Origin of the sequence: Stenotrophomonas sp. NY11291, assembly GCF_023277365.1 — a bacterium.
Classification (GTDB): Bacteria; Pseudomonadota; Gammaproteobacteria; order Xanthomonadales; family Xanthomonadaceae; genus Stenotrophomonas; species Stenotrophomonas geniculata.
The window spans coordinates 4,647,897-4,664,912 of record NZ_CP096975.1 but is presented as its reverse complement, the minus strand read 5'-3'; the positions used below and the strand labels follow the sequence as shown (position 1 = coordinate 4,664,912).

Annotated in this window: 14 protein-coding genes and 1 tRNA gene; 10 read left to right on the top strand and 5 right to left on the bottom strand. The window is 65.3% G+C overall.

Translation table 11 applies throughout. The features are described from left to right. Nucleotides 1–58 precede the first annotated feature (58 nt). From M1L61_RS21825 to M1L61_RS21810, 4 genes are all read left to right on the top strand, one after another. Complete coding sequence (locus tag M1L61_RS21825; protein ID WP_248854102.1) at nucleotides 59–4,765, top strand: RHS repeat-associated core domain-containing protein; 4,707 nt, start codon at nucleotides 59–61, stop codon at nucleotides 4,763–4,765. Between the two features lie 14 nt (nucleotides 4,766–4,779). Further along, the gene (locus M1L61_RS21820; protein ID WP_248854101.1) at nucleotides 4,780–5,247 is read left to right on the top strand and encodes a hypothetical protein; all 468 of its coding nucleotides are present in this window, start codon (nucleotides 4,780–4,782) and stop codon (nucleotides 5,245–5,247) included. A gap of 349 nt (nucleotides 5,248–5,596) precedes the next feature. Continuing rightward, nucleotides 5,597–6,022 (top strand): hypothetical protein, encoded by a 426-nt coding sequence (locus tag M1L61_RS21815; protein WP_197654059.1) that lies wholly within the window; start codon nucleotides 5,597–5,599, stop codon nucleotides 6,020–6,022. Then, entirely contained in the window at nucleotides 6,019–6,327 is a 309-nt protein-coding gene (locus M1L61_RS21810; RefSeq protein WP_248854100.1) for a hypothetical protein, read from the top strand. The genes M1L61_RS21815 and M1L61_RS21810 overlap by 4 nt, the downstream gene beginning before the upstream one ends. Before the next feature lie 250 nt (nucleotides 6,328–6,577). Here the strand turns inward: M1L61_RS21810 and M1L61_RS21805 are convergent. Beyond that, nucleotides 6,578–6,654 (bottom strand) — tRNA-Arg (locus tag M1L61_RS21805). 149 nt (nucleotides 6,655–6,803) lie between these two features. On the opposite strand from M1L61_RS21805, the gene ubiA reads away from it, so the two are divergent. The 3 genes from ubiA (at nucleotide 6,804) to M1L61_RS21790 (ending at nucleotide 9,753) form a co-directional block, all read left to right on the top strand. After that, nucleotides 6,804–7,697, top strand: a complete 894-nt coding sequence (ubiA, locus tag M1L61_RS21800) for a 4-hydroxybenzoate octaprenyltransferase (protein WP_049461703.1) — start codon at nucleotides 6,804–6,806, stop codon at nucleotides 7,695–7,697. Between the two features lie 187 nt (nucleotides 7,698–7,884). Further along, on the top strand, nucleotides 7,885–9,309 hold the full coding sequence (locus tag M1L61_RS21795; protein WP_192840211.1) for a TIGR00366 family protein: 1,425 nt from the start codon (nucleotides 7,885–7,887) through the stop codon (nucleotides 9,307–9,309). A 273-nt stretch (nucleotides 9,310–9,582) separates the two neighbouring features. Further along, on the top strand, nucleotides 9,583–9,753 hold the full coding sequence (locus M1L61_RS21790; RefSeq protein ID WP_171954913.1) for a hypothetical protein: 171 nt from the start codon (nucleotides 9,583–9,585) through the stop codon (nucleotides 9,751–9,753). A gap of 54 nt (nucleotides 9,754–9,807) precedes the next feature. On the opposite strand, the gene M1L61_RS21785 is transcribed toward M1L61_RS21790, so the two are convergent. Continuing rightward, nucleotides 9,808–10,434, bottom strand: a complete 627-nt coding sequence (locus tag M1L61_RS21785; RefSeq protein ID WP_248854099.1) for a YiiX/YebB-like N1pC/P60 family cysteine hydrolase — start codon at nucleotides 10,432–10,434, stop codon at nucleotides 9,808–9,810. Nucleotides 10,435–10,516: 82 nt separating this feature from the next. Here M1L61_RS21785 and M1L61_RS21780 point away from each other — a divergent pair, with 82 nt between their 5' ends. From M1L61_RS21780 to M1L61_RS21770, 3 genes are all read left to right on the top strand, one after another. Then, a complete protein-coding gene (locus tag M1L61_RS21780) occupies nucleotides 10,517–11,044 on the top strand; it encodes a hypothetical protein (RefSeq protein WP_054172710.1) in 528 nt (175 codons plus the stop codon). Nucleotides 11,045–11,117: 73 nt separating this feature from the next. Then, nucleotides 11,118–12,956, top strand: coding sequence for a M3 family metallopeptidase (locus M1L61_RS21775; RefSeq protein ID WP_248854098.1), 1,839 nt, complete (start codon nucleotides 11,118–11,120; stop codon nucleotides 12,954–12,956). 2 nt (nucleotides 12,957–12,958) lie between these two features. Beyond that, nucleotides 12,959–14,362, top strand: coding sequence for a TPM domain-containing protein (locus M1L61_RS21770; protein ID WP_312661572.1), 1,404 nt, complete (start codon nucleotides 12,959–12,961; stop codon nucleotides 14,360–14,362). A gap of 1 nt (nucleotide 14,363) precedes the next feature. On the opposite strand, the gene M1L61_RS21765 is transcribed toward M1L61_RS21770, so the two are convergent. From M1L61_RS21765 to M1L61_RS21755, 3 genes are read right to left on the bottom strand one after another with little or no spacing between them, the layout of a single operon-like run. After that, on the bottom strand, nucleotides 14,364–15,035 hold the full coding sequence (locus M1L61_RS21765) for a VOC family protein (RefSeq protein ID WP_248854096.1): 672 nt from the start codon (nucleotides 15,033–15,035) through the stop codon (nucleotides 14,364–14,366). A 54-nt stretch (nucleotides 15,036–15,089) separates the two neighbouring features. Then, nucleotides 15,090–16,169: an alpha/beta hydrolase gene (locus M1L61_RS21760; RefSeq protein WP_248854095.1), complete on the bottom strand. Its 1,080-nt coding sequence runs from the start codon at nucleotides 16,167–16,169 to the stop codon at nucleotides 15,090–15,092. Between the two features lie 13 nt (nucleotides 16,170–16,182). Continuing rightward, nucleotides 16,183–17,010 (bottom strand): AraC family transcriptional regulator, encoded by an 828-nt coding sequence (locus tag M1L61_RS21755; protein ID WP_010482125.1) that lies wholly within the window; start codon nucleotides 17,008–17,010, stop codon nucleotides 16,183–16,185. Nucleotides 17,011–17,016 lie beyond the last annotated feature (6 nt).

The window sequence follows — 17,016 nt, the reverse complement described above, 5'->3', positions numbered from 1 at the left end:
AGCTGCCCCACGTTCTCGTTCCCGCCGGTGCAGTGTTCGTCCAGGAAGGAGAACAGGGATGTTGAAGCGATTGAAGTCCATTTCGTGTGCCGCACTGGCGATGATTGCGCTGGCGAGCTTGGCTCCCGGGGCTGCGCAGGCGCAGGAGGTGCAGAAGAAGTGGGAAAGCTACCTGTCGATGGGCCAGCCGCGAGCCACGGAAGCGGCGGTGCAGAAGGACATCAAGTCGCTCTTTTCCCAGTACGAGGAGGACAAACCCTTCGATTGGCATGTCAAACGCCAACGCGTCCTTGGAAAGAAGGTCATCTACGATTACCGGGTGAAACCCGAGAAGATCGTTACTACCGACTGGGTCTACACCCACTCAGGGCAGGAGTACTCTTCCGAAGATCAGATTCGGAGCGTGATCCTCGCCACCCGCGTCAGCGACCCGCAGTGCCCGGCGACTTCCCTCACGGAGGATCCGTGGGTCGAGCTCCTTGGGCTTGGAAGGGGCGATGACGGTAGTGTCACCAACGAGGAGAAGGATTTCCATTACACCTTGAACTTCTATCATCAGAGCACTCAACAATGCTCGTCGATAGTGGGGTGGGAGCATGTGCGCCGGGCCAGAACGGCGCTTTGCCCGAATCGACCGTCCCTGACGTGGAATGACGCCTTGCAGATGTGCTCACTGGTCCAGCAGGACGAGCCGCACATGGCGCCCATGCTGTCCTATACAAGCACGCCGCTGCCGCCGCAGCAATGTCCTGTTGGCAACCCATGTGATCCGACCACTGGCGATAAATCCCAGCCTGAGCCGGATTTCAACTTTGGATGGGTGAGCTTCCAACGCCACTATCATTCCCTGACAAGCACGGCGGGCGGCGCGTTGGGTACGGGCTGGACCCATTCCCACAATCTGCGGCTTACCGCAGGCGTAGACGATTCCACCTTCCCTCCCAGCCCCGAACTGAAAGTTGGGTTGATCGGCGCCGATGGCGGGCAGACCGCGTTCCAGAAAGTGGGGGCAAGCTACGAAGCCATGGACGGAAGCGGTGATCGCGCTGTCCAGCAGGGCACCAACTGGCAACTTTCACGTGCCGGAGAGCGCATTCATTTTGATGCCGCTGGCTTGATGCAGCGCCGCGATTTCGAAGACGGAACGTCGCTGACCTATGCACACGACGGCCGCGGCCGCCTGCTCAGCATCACCCATTCAACCGGTCGACGCGTTGATGTCCAGTACCTCGCGCCGGGCGACGATTCGCTGATCTCGGCCCTGGTGGTCGCCGGCCAGCCTGTGGTGAGCTACACGTACTCTCCTGCTGGCGAGCTGGCCACTGCGACCTACGCAGACGGCGCCAGTCGTACTTACCACTATGAGGACACACGCTTCCCGGGCTACCTGACGGGCGTGACCGCCGAAGACACCCGGCGCTACAGCTGGTTTGGCTATGACGCCAAGGGGCGAGTTACCTGCAGCCGCCATTCCGGTGACTGCAGTCAGGCCGACGTAGGCATTGATGGCGTGCGCCTGGAGTACACCCCGGCAGGAACCACCATCGTCACCGACGCACTGGGCAAGCAGAGCACCTACGCCTTGACCGCCATCGGCTCCAGTGGACTTCCGCGCAAGGTCAATGGCATCACCGAGAGCAACGGCAGCATAAGCCGCACCTATCTGCCCGAGGGCACCGATTTCCGGCGCCGGCTGCAGTCGGTGACTGATCGCCGTGGTGTCGTCACCAGCTACGCCTATGCCGAGGCCAGCGATGCTGCCGTAGGCGCCGTCAGCGTGACCACCACCACCGAAGCGGTCGGTACTCCGGATCAGCGCATCAGCGAAACGCGCGTGGCCATGGACAGCAATCGGCTGGTGCAGCAGACCGTCGGTAACCGTGAGATCCGCATCACACGCAATGCGCGCCTTCAGCCAACCACCATTACCGTGCGCGACATGGTGACCGGTGACACCCGCGTCACCACGCAGACCTACTGCGAGGCCGAAGGGCCGGAGTGCCCGCTGGTGGGACTGCTGCGCAGTGTGGATGGCCCGCGAAGCGATGTGGCGGATGTCTCCGCCTATGCCTACTACACAGCGGACGACCCGGGATGCGCGGCCAATGGTGCCTGCAGCTATCGCAAGGGCGATCTGCGCAGTGTGACCAATGCGCTCGGCCAGACGGTTGAGACCCTGGCCTACGACGCGTTGGGACGGCCGTTGGCGGTGAAGGACGCCAACGGCGTGGTCACTGACTACACCTACCATGCCCGCGGCTGGCCAACCTCGGTCACCGTGCGCGGTGCCACCACAGCCGAGAATCGGGTTACCCAGATCAGCTACTGGCCGACCGGCCAGGTGCAACAGGTCACCGAGCCTGACGGCAGCAGCGTCACCTATGTCTACGACGCAGCGCAGCGCCTGACCGACATTGCGGACAGCAGCGGCAATACGATCCACTATGCGTTGGACAACGCCGGCAACCGCCTCAAGGAAGACACGCTGGATACCAGCGGCACCCTCCGCCGTACCCTGGCACGGACGTTCAACACGCTCGGCCAGCTGACCGCACTGAAGGACGCGGGCAATCACGCCACCGGCTTCGCCTACGATGCGAACGGAAACCCGCAGACGGTGACCGACGCACTGCAGCGCGTGACCAGCCAGCAGTACGACCCGCTGAACCGCCTGGCGCAGACTCTGCAGGACGTCGGCGGCGTCGCGGCGGAGATCCGCAGTCAGTACAACGCGCTGGACCAGGTCACCCAGATCACCGACCCGAAGGGCCTGCATACCACCTACGCCTACAACGGTTTCGGTGACCTGACCGGGCAGGTCAGCCCGGACAGTGGCGCCAGCAGCTTCACCGTGGACGCCGCTGGCAACCGCAAGACGGCCACCGATGCGCGCGGCGTCACCGCCACCTATCACTACGATGCGCTCAACCGCCTGATCGGCATCGCCTACCCGGACCCCAATCTGGACGTGGGCTACAACTACGACGTGGCGCCAGCGGCCTGTGCCGCCGACGAGCGCTTTGCCAAGGGGCGTCTGGGGCAGGTGCTGCATGCCAATGGCAGCACCCAGTACTGCCATGACCGCTTCGGGCAGGTCACCCGCAAGGTGCAGACCGTTAATGGTGTCGCCAGCACGCTGCGCTATGCCTACAGCAAGTCGGGTCGCCTGACCGCGTTGACCTACCCCGACGGCACCGTGGCCGACTACGTGCGCGATATTCAGGGCCGCATCAGCCAGGTCGGCCTGACCCGAACCGGCCAGGCGCGCCAGATCGTGGTGAACAACGTGACCTACGCGGCCTTCGGCCCGGCCACTGGCTGGACCTACGGCAATGGCCGCCAGTTGCAGCGTCCGCTGGATCTGGACTATCGCCCGCAGGCGGTGCATGACCCGGCCGCAGGCGGCCTGTCGCTGGGCTATGGCTACGACCCGGTCGGTTCGATCACCGAACTGAAGAACGGCACAGGCTCGACGGTGCTGGCCAAGTACGCCTACGACACGCTAGGCCGCCTGACCCAGACCCAGGACGGCACGACCGGCACGCCGATTGAAACCTATGCCTACGACGCCACCGGCAATCGCACTGCGCTGACCACCTCGGCAGGCACCGCCAGCTACACTTATCCCGCAACCAGCCACCGGCTGACCGCAGTGGATGGCGAAGCGCGCAACCATGACGCTGTGGGCAACACCACCAGCATCGGCAGCAAGACCTTCACCTACAACGATGCCAACCGCATGAACGCGGTGAAGCAGGGCAATGCCGTACTTGAAAGCTACGCCTACAACCATCGTGGGCAGCGCGTGCTGCGCACCCCGACCGGTGGAACTGCCCAGATCACGCTGTACGACGAAGCAGGGCAGTGGCTGGGCAACTACTCAGCCACTGGCCAGGCGCAGCAGCAGGCCATCTGGCTGGACAACTACCCGGTGGCGCTGATCAATGTGCCGAGTACCGGCGTGCCGGAGCTGGCCTACGTCCAGCCGGATCATCTGGGTACGCCACGTGTAGTGATTGATCCGGTGCGGGATGTCACGATGTGGGAGTGGAGCAACAAGAGCGAAGTATTCGGCAACCAGATTCCGAGTGCAGACCCGGACGGGGATGGTGTGGCGTTCGAACTGGCGCTGCGCTTCCCGGGCCAGCAGGCGACGGATGCGAGCGGGTTGTTCTACAACTACCAGCGGGAATACGACCCGTCGGTGGGGCGGTACTTGCAGAGTGATCCGATTGGATTCGACGGGGGGGTGTCCACCTTCTCCTATGTATCAGCCGATCCAGTGCAGGCAGCTGATCCGCTCGGATTGCTGGCCAATTGCACTTGCGTGGATGGTGGAGTTCATATCGACATCCCTATTCGCTTCAGTGGTGAGGGAGCTACTCCTGAGACTTTGAGCAAAATGATAAATGCAATTGAATCGACCTGGTCTGCGCCCGGATTTACAGTGACTGTTAGCCAGCCGGAGAAAGGTCGGTTAAACCGTGTTGAGGTTCCGCTGGGGAAGGGGGTGTCGACCGTAACCGGAGGCAGTGTCGGTAAATGGTATGCAGGAAACACTGAGTGGACGGCTGCGCACGAAGCAGGGCATTTGATGAAATTCAAGTACGATGGTCGTTTTGATATGTACGATGTGGTGTCGCAGGCGCCATCTCGTTCTACCAAGCCCGTTCCGGGGTGGGAGGGAAACATTATGGCAGAGCATCTTGGCGTTCCAGACGATAGGGTTCGGGACGCTATCAAGAAGCGGTTGAGGTGCAAATGATGGTGAGTCTACGCGTGGCTGCGCTGCTTCTTCCATTGCTGGGAGGCTGTGGTACTAGCCAGATCAAACACACTGAATGGAACTCAGATTGGGTGGATGTTTCATCAGATGAGATCATTCCTGGGAACTCGACGATACTTCGAAGTGACCGCTTGGCCACCTTGAATTCGCAGAGCGAAAAGTTGATTGCTCAGTGGATGCTCGATCAGAACTTGAGCATCATCCAAGCATCGGATGCTGCTGAGAAATTCGCGCCACTACAGTTGAATGGGTTAGTGCCGGCAGAGGGGGAGGCTGTTTATCTCGTCAGAGCTGCCTCGGGTGTAGGAGGCGGGAGTTTTGTCGGCTACATAAATGACAATGGGATTCTCATCTTGTACGGGGTAATGGGAAGTTGTGGGGAGCAAGTGCATCGAGTGGTTGCTGTGAGCCTGAATAAGAGGCCTGCCAAAGTCTTCGGAGGGTGCTCAGGGGCGCTTTGAAGATTCTTATGTGAGTGGGTCTGAGGTGGGAATAGGAAAGTGGGAATTTCATTTGCGAGTGCTCTGTTGGTGTGCTTGCGGACGGGGGCATGGATTGCAGTGGTTGAGCGGCTTGTAGCATTGGCCAAAGAGAAGGAGCTTGTGCCGCTGGCAAGCGCGGTGGCACATGGCAGCGTCGCGGCAGCGGCCTAACTCCTCTGGTGCGATGCAGACCCACACGCAGGAAATGAGCTAGATCGGACACCACTGGAAATGATGTGCCAGGACCCGAGGTTTGATGATGTGGTGCGTAGGTTCGACGCCGCAGATGGAACCTGCTGATGGAATTTTCTGAAAAGAGGTTCTACCGATGCGCCTGATGACCTCCATCTGCCCAGTTTGTGGCACTAGCGGGCAGCGCTTTCCGCTGCGATTTGCTCGAAAGCGTCAAGCGAAGATGTCCTGCCGAGGGTGTCGCGTCGAGCTTCGTTCAGATCCGCGGTTGGGCACGTACTCGCTCTATCTTCTGTACACACAGGTCATCATCCTGGTGTCGGCATTGCCGCTGATCGGGGCCAGTGTCGCGGGTGAATGGGCGCGGCTGGGAATGATCTGTGTGGTGGTGCTGGTGCTGGTGCTGTGCTGGCTGCCCGGCGCGATCAGGCACGCGCGAAGCCAGATCGTCCGTGCCACGCTGGATCCCAATCGCAGCTATGCGCGCAGGCCGGGTGTTTCGAGTAAGAACGTGGCTGCAGCGCCTGCACAGGGCAGTGATACCCCGAGTGCCAGTCCATGATCCTGCTGATCACTCCCTTCCTGACCGCAGGCTTGGCCGCGTGCGCATCGCACTCGGCAGGTGCTGTACGTTCTCCGCACGCCCCGATCACGTACCTCGGTACTGCCGTTGTGAAGGATATGACGCTCGGCCGGTTTCAGATCAGCTCGAAGAAGCACGGCAGCTACAGTTGCCTCTCGCAAGTGTGGACCGTCTCCTGCACGCGCGCGCGGCAACGACAGAGATTCGGGGTGCGGATGAGAGGGGCTGGCGTCTCTTCAATGCGGTCCTGGAAGAAGTCGAACCGTCCGATGCTCGCCTGGTAGTGGCACCCGACAAGGTGGGCAACTTTCTGTATCAAGGCGAGGGGCCTCATGGCCGGTGCGGTGCGCGAAGGGCAGACGCTGTCGATCGTCGTGCGCGATCTTCAGGGCTGCGAGCATCGCTCGTTGCCCTTCGTTCCGGAGCCGGATTGACGGGCAAGTGCAATTAGCTGGTGATGCGGCGGACCGCGCAGTTCCAGGCACCGGCAACGTCCACCGCGGGCTGGCAGCGTGCAGGCAACACAGGGGAAGATGGCGCGCCCGGAGGGATTCGAACCCCCGACCAATGGCTTCGGAAGCCACTACTCTATCCGGCTGAGCTACGGGCGCGTTGTAGAACCGCCGCGCCGTCGGCCAGTGCCGGGGCGGGCATCGCAGCGCCATGAGGCGATGCGGGACGGGCATTCTATCCAGTTTCGCCGAACAAATCTCCCCCCATGGGCAAAGCCCTGCCGGAGGGGCAGGAGTATCCTATCGCCATGGCTGATACCCCCCTCACTTCGCCGCAGTCGCCGGCGACGCCGCGTTGGCGGCATTACTGGAGTCTGATGCGCGCTGATCGCCCGATCGGCACGCTGCTGCTGCTGTGGCCCACCTGGTGGGCGCTGTGGCTGGCCGCAGGCGGCCTGCCGCCGCTGTGGACCCTGTTCGTGTTCACCGCCGGTGTGTGGCTGACCCGCTCGGCCGGTTGCGTCATCAACGATTACGCTGACCGCTGGCTCGACCCGCACGTGGAGCGCACCAAGGCGCGCCCGTTGGCCACCGGTGCGATCAGTGGCCGCGCCGCGCTGGCGTTGTTCGCGGTGCTGATGCTGGTGGCGTTCGGCCTGGTACTGACCCTGAACGGACTGACCATCGGCCTGAGCTTCATCGGCGTGTTCCTTGCCGCCAGCTACCCGTACCTGAAGCGCTACACCCATCTCCCACAGGTCTACCTGGGCATGTCGTTCGGCTGGGGCATCCCGATGGCGTTCGCCGCCGTGCAGGGCGAAGTGCCGATGCTGGGTTGGCTGCTGTATGCCGGCAACATCCTGTGGTCCACCGCTTACGACACCTGGTACGCCATGGTCGACCGCGAAGACGACCTGAAGATGGGCTCGCACTCCACCGCGATCCTGTTCGGCGACCTGGATCTGGTCATCCAGGGCGTGCTGTACGCGCTGTTCCTGGCCACCATGGCGCTGGTGGGCGTACGCGGCGGGCTGGGCGGCTACTACCTGGCCGGCGTGGCCGTGGCCACGGTGCTGGTGGTCTACGAATTCTGGATCTGCCGCAACCGCGAGCGCGGCCCCTGCTTCAAGGCGTTCCTGCACAACAACTGGGTGGGTGCCGCGCTGTTTGCCGGCATTGCCGTGGATCTGGCGCTGCGCTGAGACGCGCAGCCGAGCGTGGGCTCGGCTCTACAGGTGGCAACCCCGAAACCGGATATCCGTAGCGCCCGAGCCCATGCTCGGGCGGCGGCGCACGGCGCCGGGCCTTCCGCCACCTACGACCAATAGGTGGCAGACAGCCCGCACCCCACCGCCCAGAATCGGGCCATCGAACCTGGGAGGGTAGGCGATGGCCTCGACGGCAGCAGTACAGGACGGCTGGATGGCGCGCGCAGCACTGCGCTCGGCCGCCTGGGCGGAAAAGTGGTTCCCCGATGCGTACGTGTTCGCGGTGCTGGGCGTGGTCATCGTCGCGCTGGCGGCGATGGGCTTCGGCTCGACCCCCCAGGCCACCGCCAGCGCCTTCGGCGACGGCTTCTGGAGCCTGATTCCCTTCACCATGCAGATGGCCTTCGTGGTCATCGGTGGCTATGCCGTGGCGACCGCGCCGGTGGTCGCGCGCTTCATCGACTTCCTGGCCCGGGTGCCGCGCACCGGTCGTGGTGCGGTGGTGTACGTGGGCCTGGTCAGCATGCTGGCCTCGCTGCTCAGCTGGGGGTTCTCGCTGGTGTTCGGCGGCCTGCTGGTGCGTGCGCTGGCACGCCGCACCGAGCTGCGCATGGACTACCGCGCGGCCGGTGCTTCGGCCTATCTGGGGCTGGGCGCGGTGTGGGCGATGGGGCTGAGTTCGTCGGCTGCACAGCTGCAGGCCAACCCGGCCAGCATGCCGCCGGGGCTGGTCGAGATCACCGGCGTACTGCCGTTCACCGAAACCATCTTCCTGTGGCAGTCGATCGCGCTGACCTCAGTGCTGATCCTGGTTTCGCTGCTGATCGCCTGGCTGACCGCACCGGCCGCCGGCAGTGCCCGCACCGCTGAAGACTTCCCCGGCGCCGCGCAGGCCGAGCCGGAGCCGCTGCAGCGACGCACGCGCCCGGGCGAGTGGCTGGAATACAGCCCGCTGCTGACCGTGCTGCTCTCGTTGCTGGCGTTCGGTTGGCTGTTCAACGAGTTCGCCAACAAGCCGGTGGTCACCGCCATCGCCAACCTCAATACCTACAACTTCCTGTTCATTTCGCTGGGCCTGCTGCTGCACTGGCGCCCGCGCAGCTTCCTCAACGCGGTGGCCAAGGCGGTACCGAGTACCACCGGCGTACTGATCCAGTTCCCGCTGTACGGTGGCATCGCGATGATCCTCACCCACGCTGTCGGTGGCGATGGGCAGACGTTGGCGCACCGGCTGTCGAGCCTGTTCGTGCACGTGGCCAGCACCGATACCTTCGCGCTGGTGATGGGCGTCTATTCGGCCGTGCTGGGCTTCTTCGTGCCCTCCGGTGGTGGCAAGTGGATCATCGAGGCGCCGTACGTGATGCAGGCCGCCAACGAACTGAAGGCGCACCTGGGCTGGGCGGTGCAGGTCTACAACGCGGCCGAAGCGCTGCCGAACCTGATCAATCCGTTCTGGATGCTGCCGCTGCTGGGCGTGCTGGGGCTGAAGGCACGCGACATCGTCGGCTTCACCTTCATCCAGCTGCTGGTGCACATTCCGCTGGTGCTGGGCCTGTTGTGGCTGCTGGGGATGACCCTGGCGTACGTGCCGCCGGTGATGCCCTGAATGCAGCGTTGGCTTCCCTGCGTGAGCCGGGAAGCCAGCCTCGTTCAGCGCGTGTTTCCGGCTGCGAGCGCCATGAATGCGTGCAACGCCGATGTCGGCATGAGCACATGCCGAACCCGCATGAATCCTTCAGCCGCTTGTGCCACAAGGGCTTCTGCGCGTTCATTCACAGGCGTACACACAGATGTAGCCGCCCACCCACGCGTGATTAACCATTCGCTGCAGACGATGGCCACGTCCACCGCATTCCGCGAGTGGCTTTGGAGATCGGACATGGCACAGCAGAACCAGAACCCGAACCAGAAGCAGCAGGGCCAGCAGAACCAGCAGAACCAGCAGGATCAGCAGCAGGGCCGTGGCCGCGACCAGCAGCAGCAACAGCAGCAGGAACAGCAGAAGCGCAACCAGAACCAGCAGCAGGGCGGCCACGACGAAGAAGAATGATCGCGTTGCGCGTGCAACGTGACCGGCGAAGCCCCGCCCCGTGCGGGGCTTTGCTTATTCCAGCACGCCTATACGCTGCAGCACCGGCGCCGCCGACATGTCGTTCGGATTGGTGCCCGGCTGATCCTGCGGCACGTCCATGCCCATGCCGCGGTAAAGATCGACCCAGTGCTGGGCGATCTGCCCGGTCTGCGGGTTGCGGAAATTCATCGGCTGCAATGCGAACACGTGGTGCGCACGGAACGCACGCTCGATGAAGTCCGAGCAGTAATAGCTGTCCTCGTTCAACACATACGACGTGTTGTAGGGCTTGCCCAGCATCGTGCGCGCGGTGGCGACCGCATCCTTGATGGCCGCCTGCTGCGGCGCGCGCAGGCGATAGACCACGATCTGCCGCTGCTTGGCTTGGGCGTCCTGCTGGAACTCGGTCAGCGATTGCCGGCGTGATCCCTTCTCGTCGGCGTGCAGCACCTCCCAGCCCTTCGGCGCCGAGGCGACCAGGGCGACGTGATCGAAGCTGGGTGCGCCCTGCGTGCCGGTGGCATCGTCGATGGCCGCGCTCAGGCCGCTGCGGCCGGCAGTGACGAACAGCAGGTCGCCTTCGTGGACATCGACGGCCAACGCCACGGCCGGCCACAGGGCGGGCAGCAGCAGGCCGATCAGGAGCAGGAGGCGATGCATGAGGACTCTCGGACAGGCGGAATGCCGGAATTGTAGGGTGCGCGGTAGCATGGAGCGACCGGACCGGATTCAGGATGAGCCCATGCGTCGATACCCTTCTGCTGCACTGCTGATGCTCGTGTGTGGCATCGGCTTGGTGGGGTGCACGCCTGCGCCGCAGGCGATGCCCGCCGACGCCGCGCCTGCCACGACGCCGGCTCCCCCCGCGGCGCCAGCAACCACCGCCGCAACGGTCGAGTCCGCGCCGGTCCCTGCCCGCAGTGAATGCGCCTACCCGGAATTCGATACGTTCCTGAAGCATTTCGGCAACGAGATCACGCTGCAGGAAAAGGCCACTGCCGATCCACTGCTGGACAGCTACATCGATGCGGAGGCCGAGCCGGAACCGCGCAAGGTGGAAAGCCGGTTGGCGCTGGCCGATGTCGAGTGGCCGGTAATGCCCGATCCTGCTGCGTTGGCCGGGCAGGGCCGTGAAATGCAGGTCAGCCCCCTGGCCGATGGGCAGCGGCAGGTGCAGATCCGTACGCCGGACAGCAGCGACCAGCAGACCTATACCTTCGCGCAGACGCCTTGCTGGACGCTGGTCAAGCGTGAAGACGAGTCGATCTGAGGCCTTATCCGGCACAGGCGCGGCGGGCCAGTGGCTGCTAGGCTCGATCCCTGGTCCAGGCAGGGAGACGCCGATGCAGGCTTTCAGGAAGCGCACCACCACCGCCGCCGTCGTCGCCGTATTGGCGATAGCCCACTTCAGCGGCGCCCAGGCACAGTCGGTGCATGCCGATGACCGCGCCTACTTCGCCAATACCACCGCCGAACAGGCCGCGCGTGTCACCTTGGGCAAGCGCGTCGAGGCCCTGCAGCAGGCGTCCGCCCTTGCACCGGCGGAACGCTTCCAGCAGGCCGAGGTACTGGAAGCGCAGTGCCTGCGTCATCTCGGCTACCTGCACCTGCAGTCCGCCCGCAACGCACGCGATCTTCGCCCGGCACAGGCGATGGAGCAGGCAGCGGGGCTGTGCAGCCGTATCGCTCGCAGTGGTCGCGCCGCACTGCGCGAGGCACCCGCAGATGCAGCGTGGGCAGCACCGTATGGCTTCCTGCGCGCACGCGCGCTGAAGGAAGCTGCCACCCCGGCCAACGCCGCGCTGGATGAGGCCGTGGAGGCACTGGCCGATCCGGCGCTGGACAGCTTCGCGCGCCTGCGCGGGCAGATCCTGCGCAGCGCCGAGTACCCGCAGATCGAGCACGGCGGCCGGCACTGGGACACGGGGCGCGACAAGCAGGCGCTGGCCCAGCAGCCCGACCGTGCCCTGCGCGAGGCAGGCTGGAAGGGCTACTGGCAGGGGCTGCACTCGCGTCGTGAGCCGATGGCTTCGGTGCTGCTGGGGCTGGTGCAGGTGAATGACGCCGCCGCACGCCTGCAGGGCGATGGCTCGGCGCCGGCACACGGCTATCAGCGCATGGGCCTGGATACAGCGGCAGTGGATGCGACGCTGGTAGCCATCGAACATCACGCAGGGGATCGCCGCGCCTACCAGGACATGCTGCTGCGCCACGCCGCACGTTCCGGCATCGATGCGCCGCAGATCTGGGATACCACGGTGCCCGATGCCGGCTACACGCCACCAGTGCTGACGCTGGCGCAGCTGCGCGACAACGCCGCCGATGCCATGCAGCATCTGGGGCCAGCGTACGTCGCTGAACTGCGCGCGCTGCTCGATCCGGCCAACCAGCGTATGGATCTGGCCACCGAACGCGGTGACCGCAGCCAGGACGCGTTCCCGGTGAGCGCTCCCGGTGTGCCGGCAATGCTGTTCGTTGGCGTGCGCCGTGGCGATCTGGAAAGCGATGTCGAAATCGCGCATGAAGCGGGTCATGCCGTGCATGGCGAGTGGATGCAGCGCGGTCATGCGTCGCCGCTGCAGCGCAATGGCAGCCAGTGGCTGACCGAGGCGTTCGCGATCTACAACGAGCTGCGCTTCCGCGACCAGCTGTACCAGCAGGCACAGGACCCGCGTGCCAAGGCCTATTACCTGAAATCGCTGCTGGACGACATGGTGCTGCAGCTGTTCACCTCCTCCGAGGAAGCGCAGCTGGAGCAGTCGATCTACCAGGGCGTTGCCGCCGGTACGCTGGGCACCGCCGATGATCTGGACGCGCTGACCGGGCAGGTGCTGGCGCGCTTCGGCCAGCAACCGGAGCGCTACCCGCAGCTGCGCAACACCTGGATCGGCAAGCGCCTGATGTATGAAGACCCGAACTATCTGGTGAACTACCTGTATGCGGGGCTGCTGGCCGTGCAGCTGTATGTGCAGGACCAGCGCGACCCCGACGGGTTCCGTGAGCGTTATCTTGCCGTGCTTGGCGAAGGCTTCGATCGCGCGCCGGACGAGCAGGTGGCGCAGCTGCTGGGGCACGCGCCAGACTGGGCGGCCCTGGTGGATGCCGATCTGCAGGTGTTCAACCAGGCGGTGGCACAGCTGCAGGCGCTGCATGCGCGGATCGAGGCAGGGCAGGGTACGTGAGCATGCTGCGCGCAGGACAGCGGACTGCAGCCATGAGGTGGCTGTTGTTGCTGCTGTGCCTGCTGCCGATGGCGGCGCTGGCGGCAATCCCGGTCCCGGCGCTGGACGATCCCGTGGTGGACACTGCCAACGCGCTGTCCGCTGAAACCCGCGCCACCCTGCGCAGGCAGGCGCTGCAGCTGCAGGTGCAGAAAGGTGCGCAGCTGCAGGTACTGGTGGTACCCAGCGTGGGCAACGAGGGCATCGAGGCCTACGCACAGCGGGTGTTCGATCAGTGGCAGCTGGGTCGCGCCGGTGTCGACGACGGTGTGCTGTTGCTGGTGGCGGTGCAGGACCGCCGCGTACGCATCCAGACCGGCTATGGCCTGGAAGGTGCGCTACCGGACGCGTACGCCGCTCGCATCATCGACAATGCGATCGTGCCGCGCTTCCGTGAGGGTGATTTCGACCAGGGCGTGCTTGATGGCACGACGATCATGGTGGCGCTGATCGAAGGCGAGGACCTGCCTGCATGGGAAGCGCCGTCGGCCAGCAATGTGCTGCCTGCGGACTGGCGCCGCGCAGACTCGGTGGTGGCGTTGACCCTGCTGGCCGGCTTCCTGGCCGGGCTGTGGCGCTCGCCGCCGCCCCTCCCGCCAGCGAAGACCGAGGACGATTTCAGCGGCAGCCGTCGGGAGCGGCGGCGCAAGGCACTGGCCGCCAATGCGTCGGCACCGAGGCCGAGCTGGCTGACCTTGCCGGCCTGGGGGCGTCCGATGCTGCTGACAGCGGTGGTTGCCGCAGGGGTGCTGTCCGTGGCGTTGCTGCTGCCACGCCACCTGCTGGCGGGCCTGTGCTTTGTGATGGTGCTGGGCGTGCCGGTGGCGGCCCTGCTCGGCTGGTGCTGGCGTCGCAGCCAGGGGGTGCGCATCGTCCTGTGCGGCATGCTGGCACTCAGCATGGTCTTGCTGGTACAGGCGCTGCTTCGTGGCCAGCTGCCGCCGAGCCTGGCCCGGCACCTGCTGCTGCAGGCCGCCGCGGGTGTTGTCACCCTGATGGTGTTCCTGCTGGTGCAGGCCTGTCGCGCACGCTGGAAGAAGAATCGCAGCAGCTTCGTCGTGCGCATGACGGTGCTGGTGCTGTTGACCCTCGGTTATGCTGCGGGCGCGTTGCTGGCGATCCATCGTGCCGAAGGTGACGATCCACGGCTGCTGGCGATGATTGTGTCAGGTGTGTGTGGCGTGCTGCTGTACTTCGTAGGGTTGTTCACCATGTTGCCGGGCGAGCGCGCACGTGGCCGGGTTTCGTCACGCCGCGAACGCAGCGCGTCCAGTTCGTCATCCAGCAGTGCGTCGTCGAGCAGCTCCAGCAGCTGGTCCGGAGGCGGCGGCCGCAGCGGCGGAGGCGGTGCGTCGGGCAGCTGGTAGATCAGGTCGCCTGCACCCGCCAGCCGAGTGCCGCGTCCTCCACAACGCCCGGGCCGGCCACGTCGCCGACCTGCAGCAACAGCCCCTGCGCATTGGGCAGGTCCTTCTGCTCGGGGAACCAGCGCCGATCCGCGGCGACCACGATCAGCAGGCCCTCGTCGTCGCCCATCGGCGCGAACTGCGGCGAAGGCGGGCTGATCGGTTGCAGGCCGAACCGCAGGCTGGACTGTTCGCGCACAGCGTCGACATCGTGGCTGGGCAGGCCGACCTCGCTCAGGCAGGTCAGCTCGCTGCCGTGGAAGGCGCCCTGATGCGCACTGGCCGGCAAGCGGCGGCGGCCGATCAGTTCCAGAATCAAGCCATCGGGGCCGGTGAAGTACACCGACTGCGACTGCCAGCTGCTCTCCAGCGCGAAGTAGTCCAGTCCGGCCGGATTGCGCTGCAGTGGCGTGCGTTCGCGCAACCAGGTCATCGCCTCGCCGAAGCGGTTGTCCGGCACGTTGAACGCCAGGTGCACGCCACCGAGCGGACGTCCTTCAGCGGGCTGCAGTTCAATCGTGCTCCAGCCGATGTGCACATGGTTGCCGACCACGCGCTGCTGCAGCACGTCGTGGAAGTACGCGGCGACGGCGCCGACATCGGATACCGGCAGAGTGAGGTGCAGCAGGCGCATGATCGATCCTCCTTGAACACGTCCACTGTAGCGCCGCGCCCTGCCCGACGGCCACTACTGCAGCGCGTCGGCGAAGAATCGCACCGCTGCATCCACCACCTGCGCATGGGTGTCCACCTTCGGTTTCCTGCTGGTGCACAGCTCCGGCAGCCGCTGCAGGCCCGCAGGCGCACACGCGGCCAGGAAATCGTAGTGGCCCACCTCCGGCAGGCGCATCAGTACCGCGCCCGGAATCAACGCCTGCGCCGCCTCGCCATTGCTCTGCGGCGGCGCAACCGCATCCGCCTCGCCCAGTACGATCGACACCGGCTGGCGCAGCGATGAAAGCTGTTCCGGCGCGAATGCCTGCACGATGGCCGGCGCCAGCAGGAACACCGCGCGCACGCCGGGAATCGGGCGCGCGTCGTTGGCGTGGGCGACCCACGGCGACAATGCCGGTGATGCTGCCGCGGCCTGTCGCGCCTCCATCGTATGAGTGGCGGCTTCCTGTTGGGGCCGGCAGACGCCGTCGTCTGGATGCGCGCGGCAGAACGCCAGCAGTCGTTGCAGGTCGGGGCGTGCGCCAGCGGCCAGCAGCGCCGTGTAGCCACCGGCCGAGAACCCGGCAACACCCAGGCGTTCAGGATCGACGTGCGGGCCCAGCACTGGATCGGCCCGCACGGCCGCCAGGGCGGCGCGCAGGTCATCCGCACGCAACCAGCTCAGGATGCTGCCGGGCAGGGTCATCGTGTCAATACCGTTGTTGCCAGGATGATCGACCGCGATCACCAGATACCCGGCCCGCGCCAGCGAGGTGCCCAGCCAGCCCATCATGCGCGCACTGCCGCCGTTGCCATGCGAGAGCAGCAGCGTTGGCAGGCGATCACCTGCGACGGGAGCCTCCATCGCGGCACGTCCGACGTCGAACAGCGGCGCGTCGGGCGGGCCGATGGTCAGGGCGGTTTCCCGGCTGCCGGCCAGCGCTGGATACCAGACCGTGTAGCGCAGCGCGTCGTGGTGCTGCGCATCGCGCACAGCCGCGCTGGCCACCGTGGTGGCGCCGTGGCGCTCGCCGGCTGCCTGCGTCTCGCTGGCATCGGCCACGGCAGCGGAGACCATGAGGATCATTCCCAGCACAGCAACCGTCATGCGCATCTTCAGTTCCTTGTCAGTTGGGACGTTCGTCGACTGGCAGCCAGATCTCCACGCCGCCGTTGCCGGTGTGCTCATCGAATCGGGCGTCGTAGCATTCCAGATCCGGTGCATCGGCAAGGCTGAGGTTGGACGCAGGAAGATAATGATCCAGCAGCCAGAACCAGGTCGAGCGGATGGTCGAGATGTGCGCGCCGTGCCAGGCCACCAGATAGCGACGCGGCGGAATGTGCACACTTTGCCAGTGCGCAGGCACGCTCGGCACCACGCTTGCCGGCAGTGCGGCGATGTAATCGAAGCCGCCATCGTTGTCGCTGTTGCAGCACACACCGAAGCTGATCGGCGCGGGCGTCGGCCATTCGCGGTTGAGCTGCGCCCATTGGCCGGGAATCGCGCCGCCACTGTCGCGGGTATGCCGCATGCCGATGCCCACCACCTGGAAAGCGGGCGTGTCGAGCAGCCGCGGCGCTTCACCGCAGGGCGCCGGCGCATCGTCCACGCGGATCGCCTGCACCAGTGCCAGTCCATCGGTGCCCTGCTCGCGCACCCGCTCGGGCGTCTGCCCGAACTGTTCACTGAAGGCGCGGGTGAACGCGGCATGGGTGGTATAGCCGGCCCCCAGCGCGACCTGCAGGATGTCGCCCGCACCGTTGGCCAATCGTTGCGCGGCAGCGGTCAGGCGCCGTCCCCGCAGGTAGCGCACCACCGAGGTACCGGTGCGGGCCTGGAACAGGCGTGAAAGATGGAAGGGTGACAGTCCCGCCGCAGCGGCGATATCGGCCAGTGCCAATGGCCGGTCCGCATGGGTTTCGATGTACCACAACGCCTTGCCCGCCGCGCTCATCTGCCT

Coding starts and splice junctions, on each gene's coding strand:
- M1L61_RS21825 (WP_248854102.1), top strand. CDS start 59: ATGTTGAAGCGATTGAAGTCCATTTCGTGTGCCGCACTGGCGATGATT.
- M1L61_RS21815 (WP_197654059.1), top strand. CDS start 5,597: ATGCGCCTGATGACCTCCATCTGCCCAGTTTGTGGCACTAGCGGGCAG.
- M1L61_RS21810 (WP_248854100.1), top strand. CDS start 6,019: ATGATCCTGCTGATCACTCCCTTCCTGACCGCAGGCTTGGCCGCGTGC.
- ubiA (WP_049461703.1), top strand. CDS start 6,804: ATGGCTGATACCCCCCTCACTTCGCCGCAGTCGCCGGCGACGCCGCGT.
- M1L61_RS21795 (WP_192840211.1), top strand. CDS start 7,885: ATGGCCTCGACGGCAGCAGTACAGGACGGCTGGATGGCGCGCGCAGCA.
- M1L61_RS21790 (WP_171954913.1), top strand. CDS start 9,583: ATGGCACAGCAGAACCAGAACCCGAACCAGAAGCAGCAGGGCCAGCAG.
- M1L61_RS21785 (WP_248854099.1), bottom strand. CDS start 10,434: ATGCATCGCCTCCTGCTCCTGATCGGCCTGCTGCTGCCCGCCCTGTGG.
- M1L61_RS21780 (WP_054172710.1), top strand. CDS start 10,517: ATGCGTCGATACCCTTCTGCTGCACTGCTGATGCTCGTGTGTGGCATC.
- M1L61_RS21775 (WP_248854098.1), top strand. CDS start 11,118: ATGCAGGCTTTCAGGAAGCGCACCACCACCGCCGCCGTCGTCGCCGTA.
- M1L61_RS21770 (WP_312661572.1), top strand. CDS start 12,959: ATGCTGCGCGCAGGACAGCGGACTGCAGCCATGAGGTGGCTGTTGTTG.
- M1L61_RS21765 (WP_248854096.1), bottom strand. CDS start 15,035: ATGCGCCTGCTGCACCTCACTCTGCCGGTATCCGATGTCGGCGCCGTC.
- M1L61_RS21760 (WP_248854095.1), bottom strand. CDS start 16,169: ATGCGCATGACGGTTGCTGTGCTGGGAATGATCCTCATGGTCTCCGCT.
- M1L61_RS21755 (WP_010482125.1), bottom strand. CDS start 17,010: ATGAGCGCGGCGGGCAAGGCGTTGTGGTACATCGAAACCCATGCGGAC.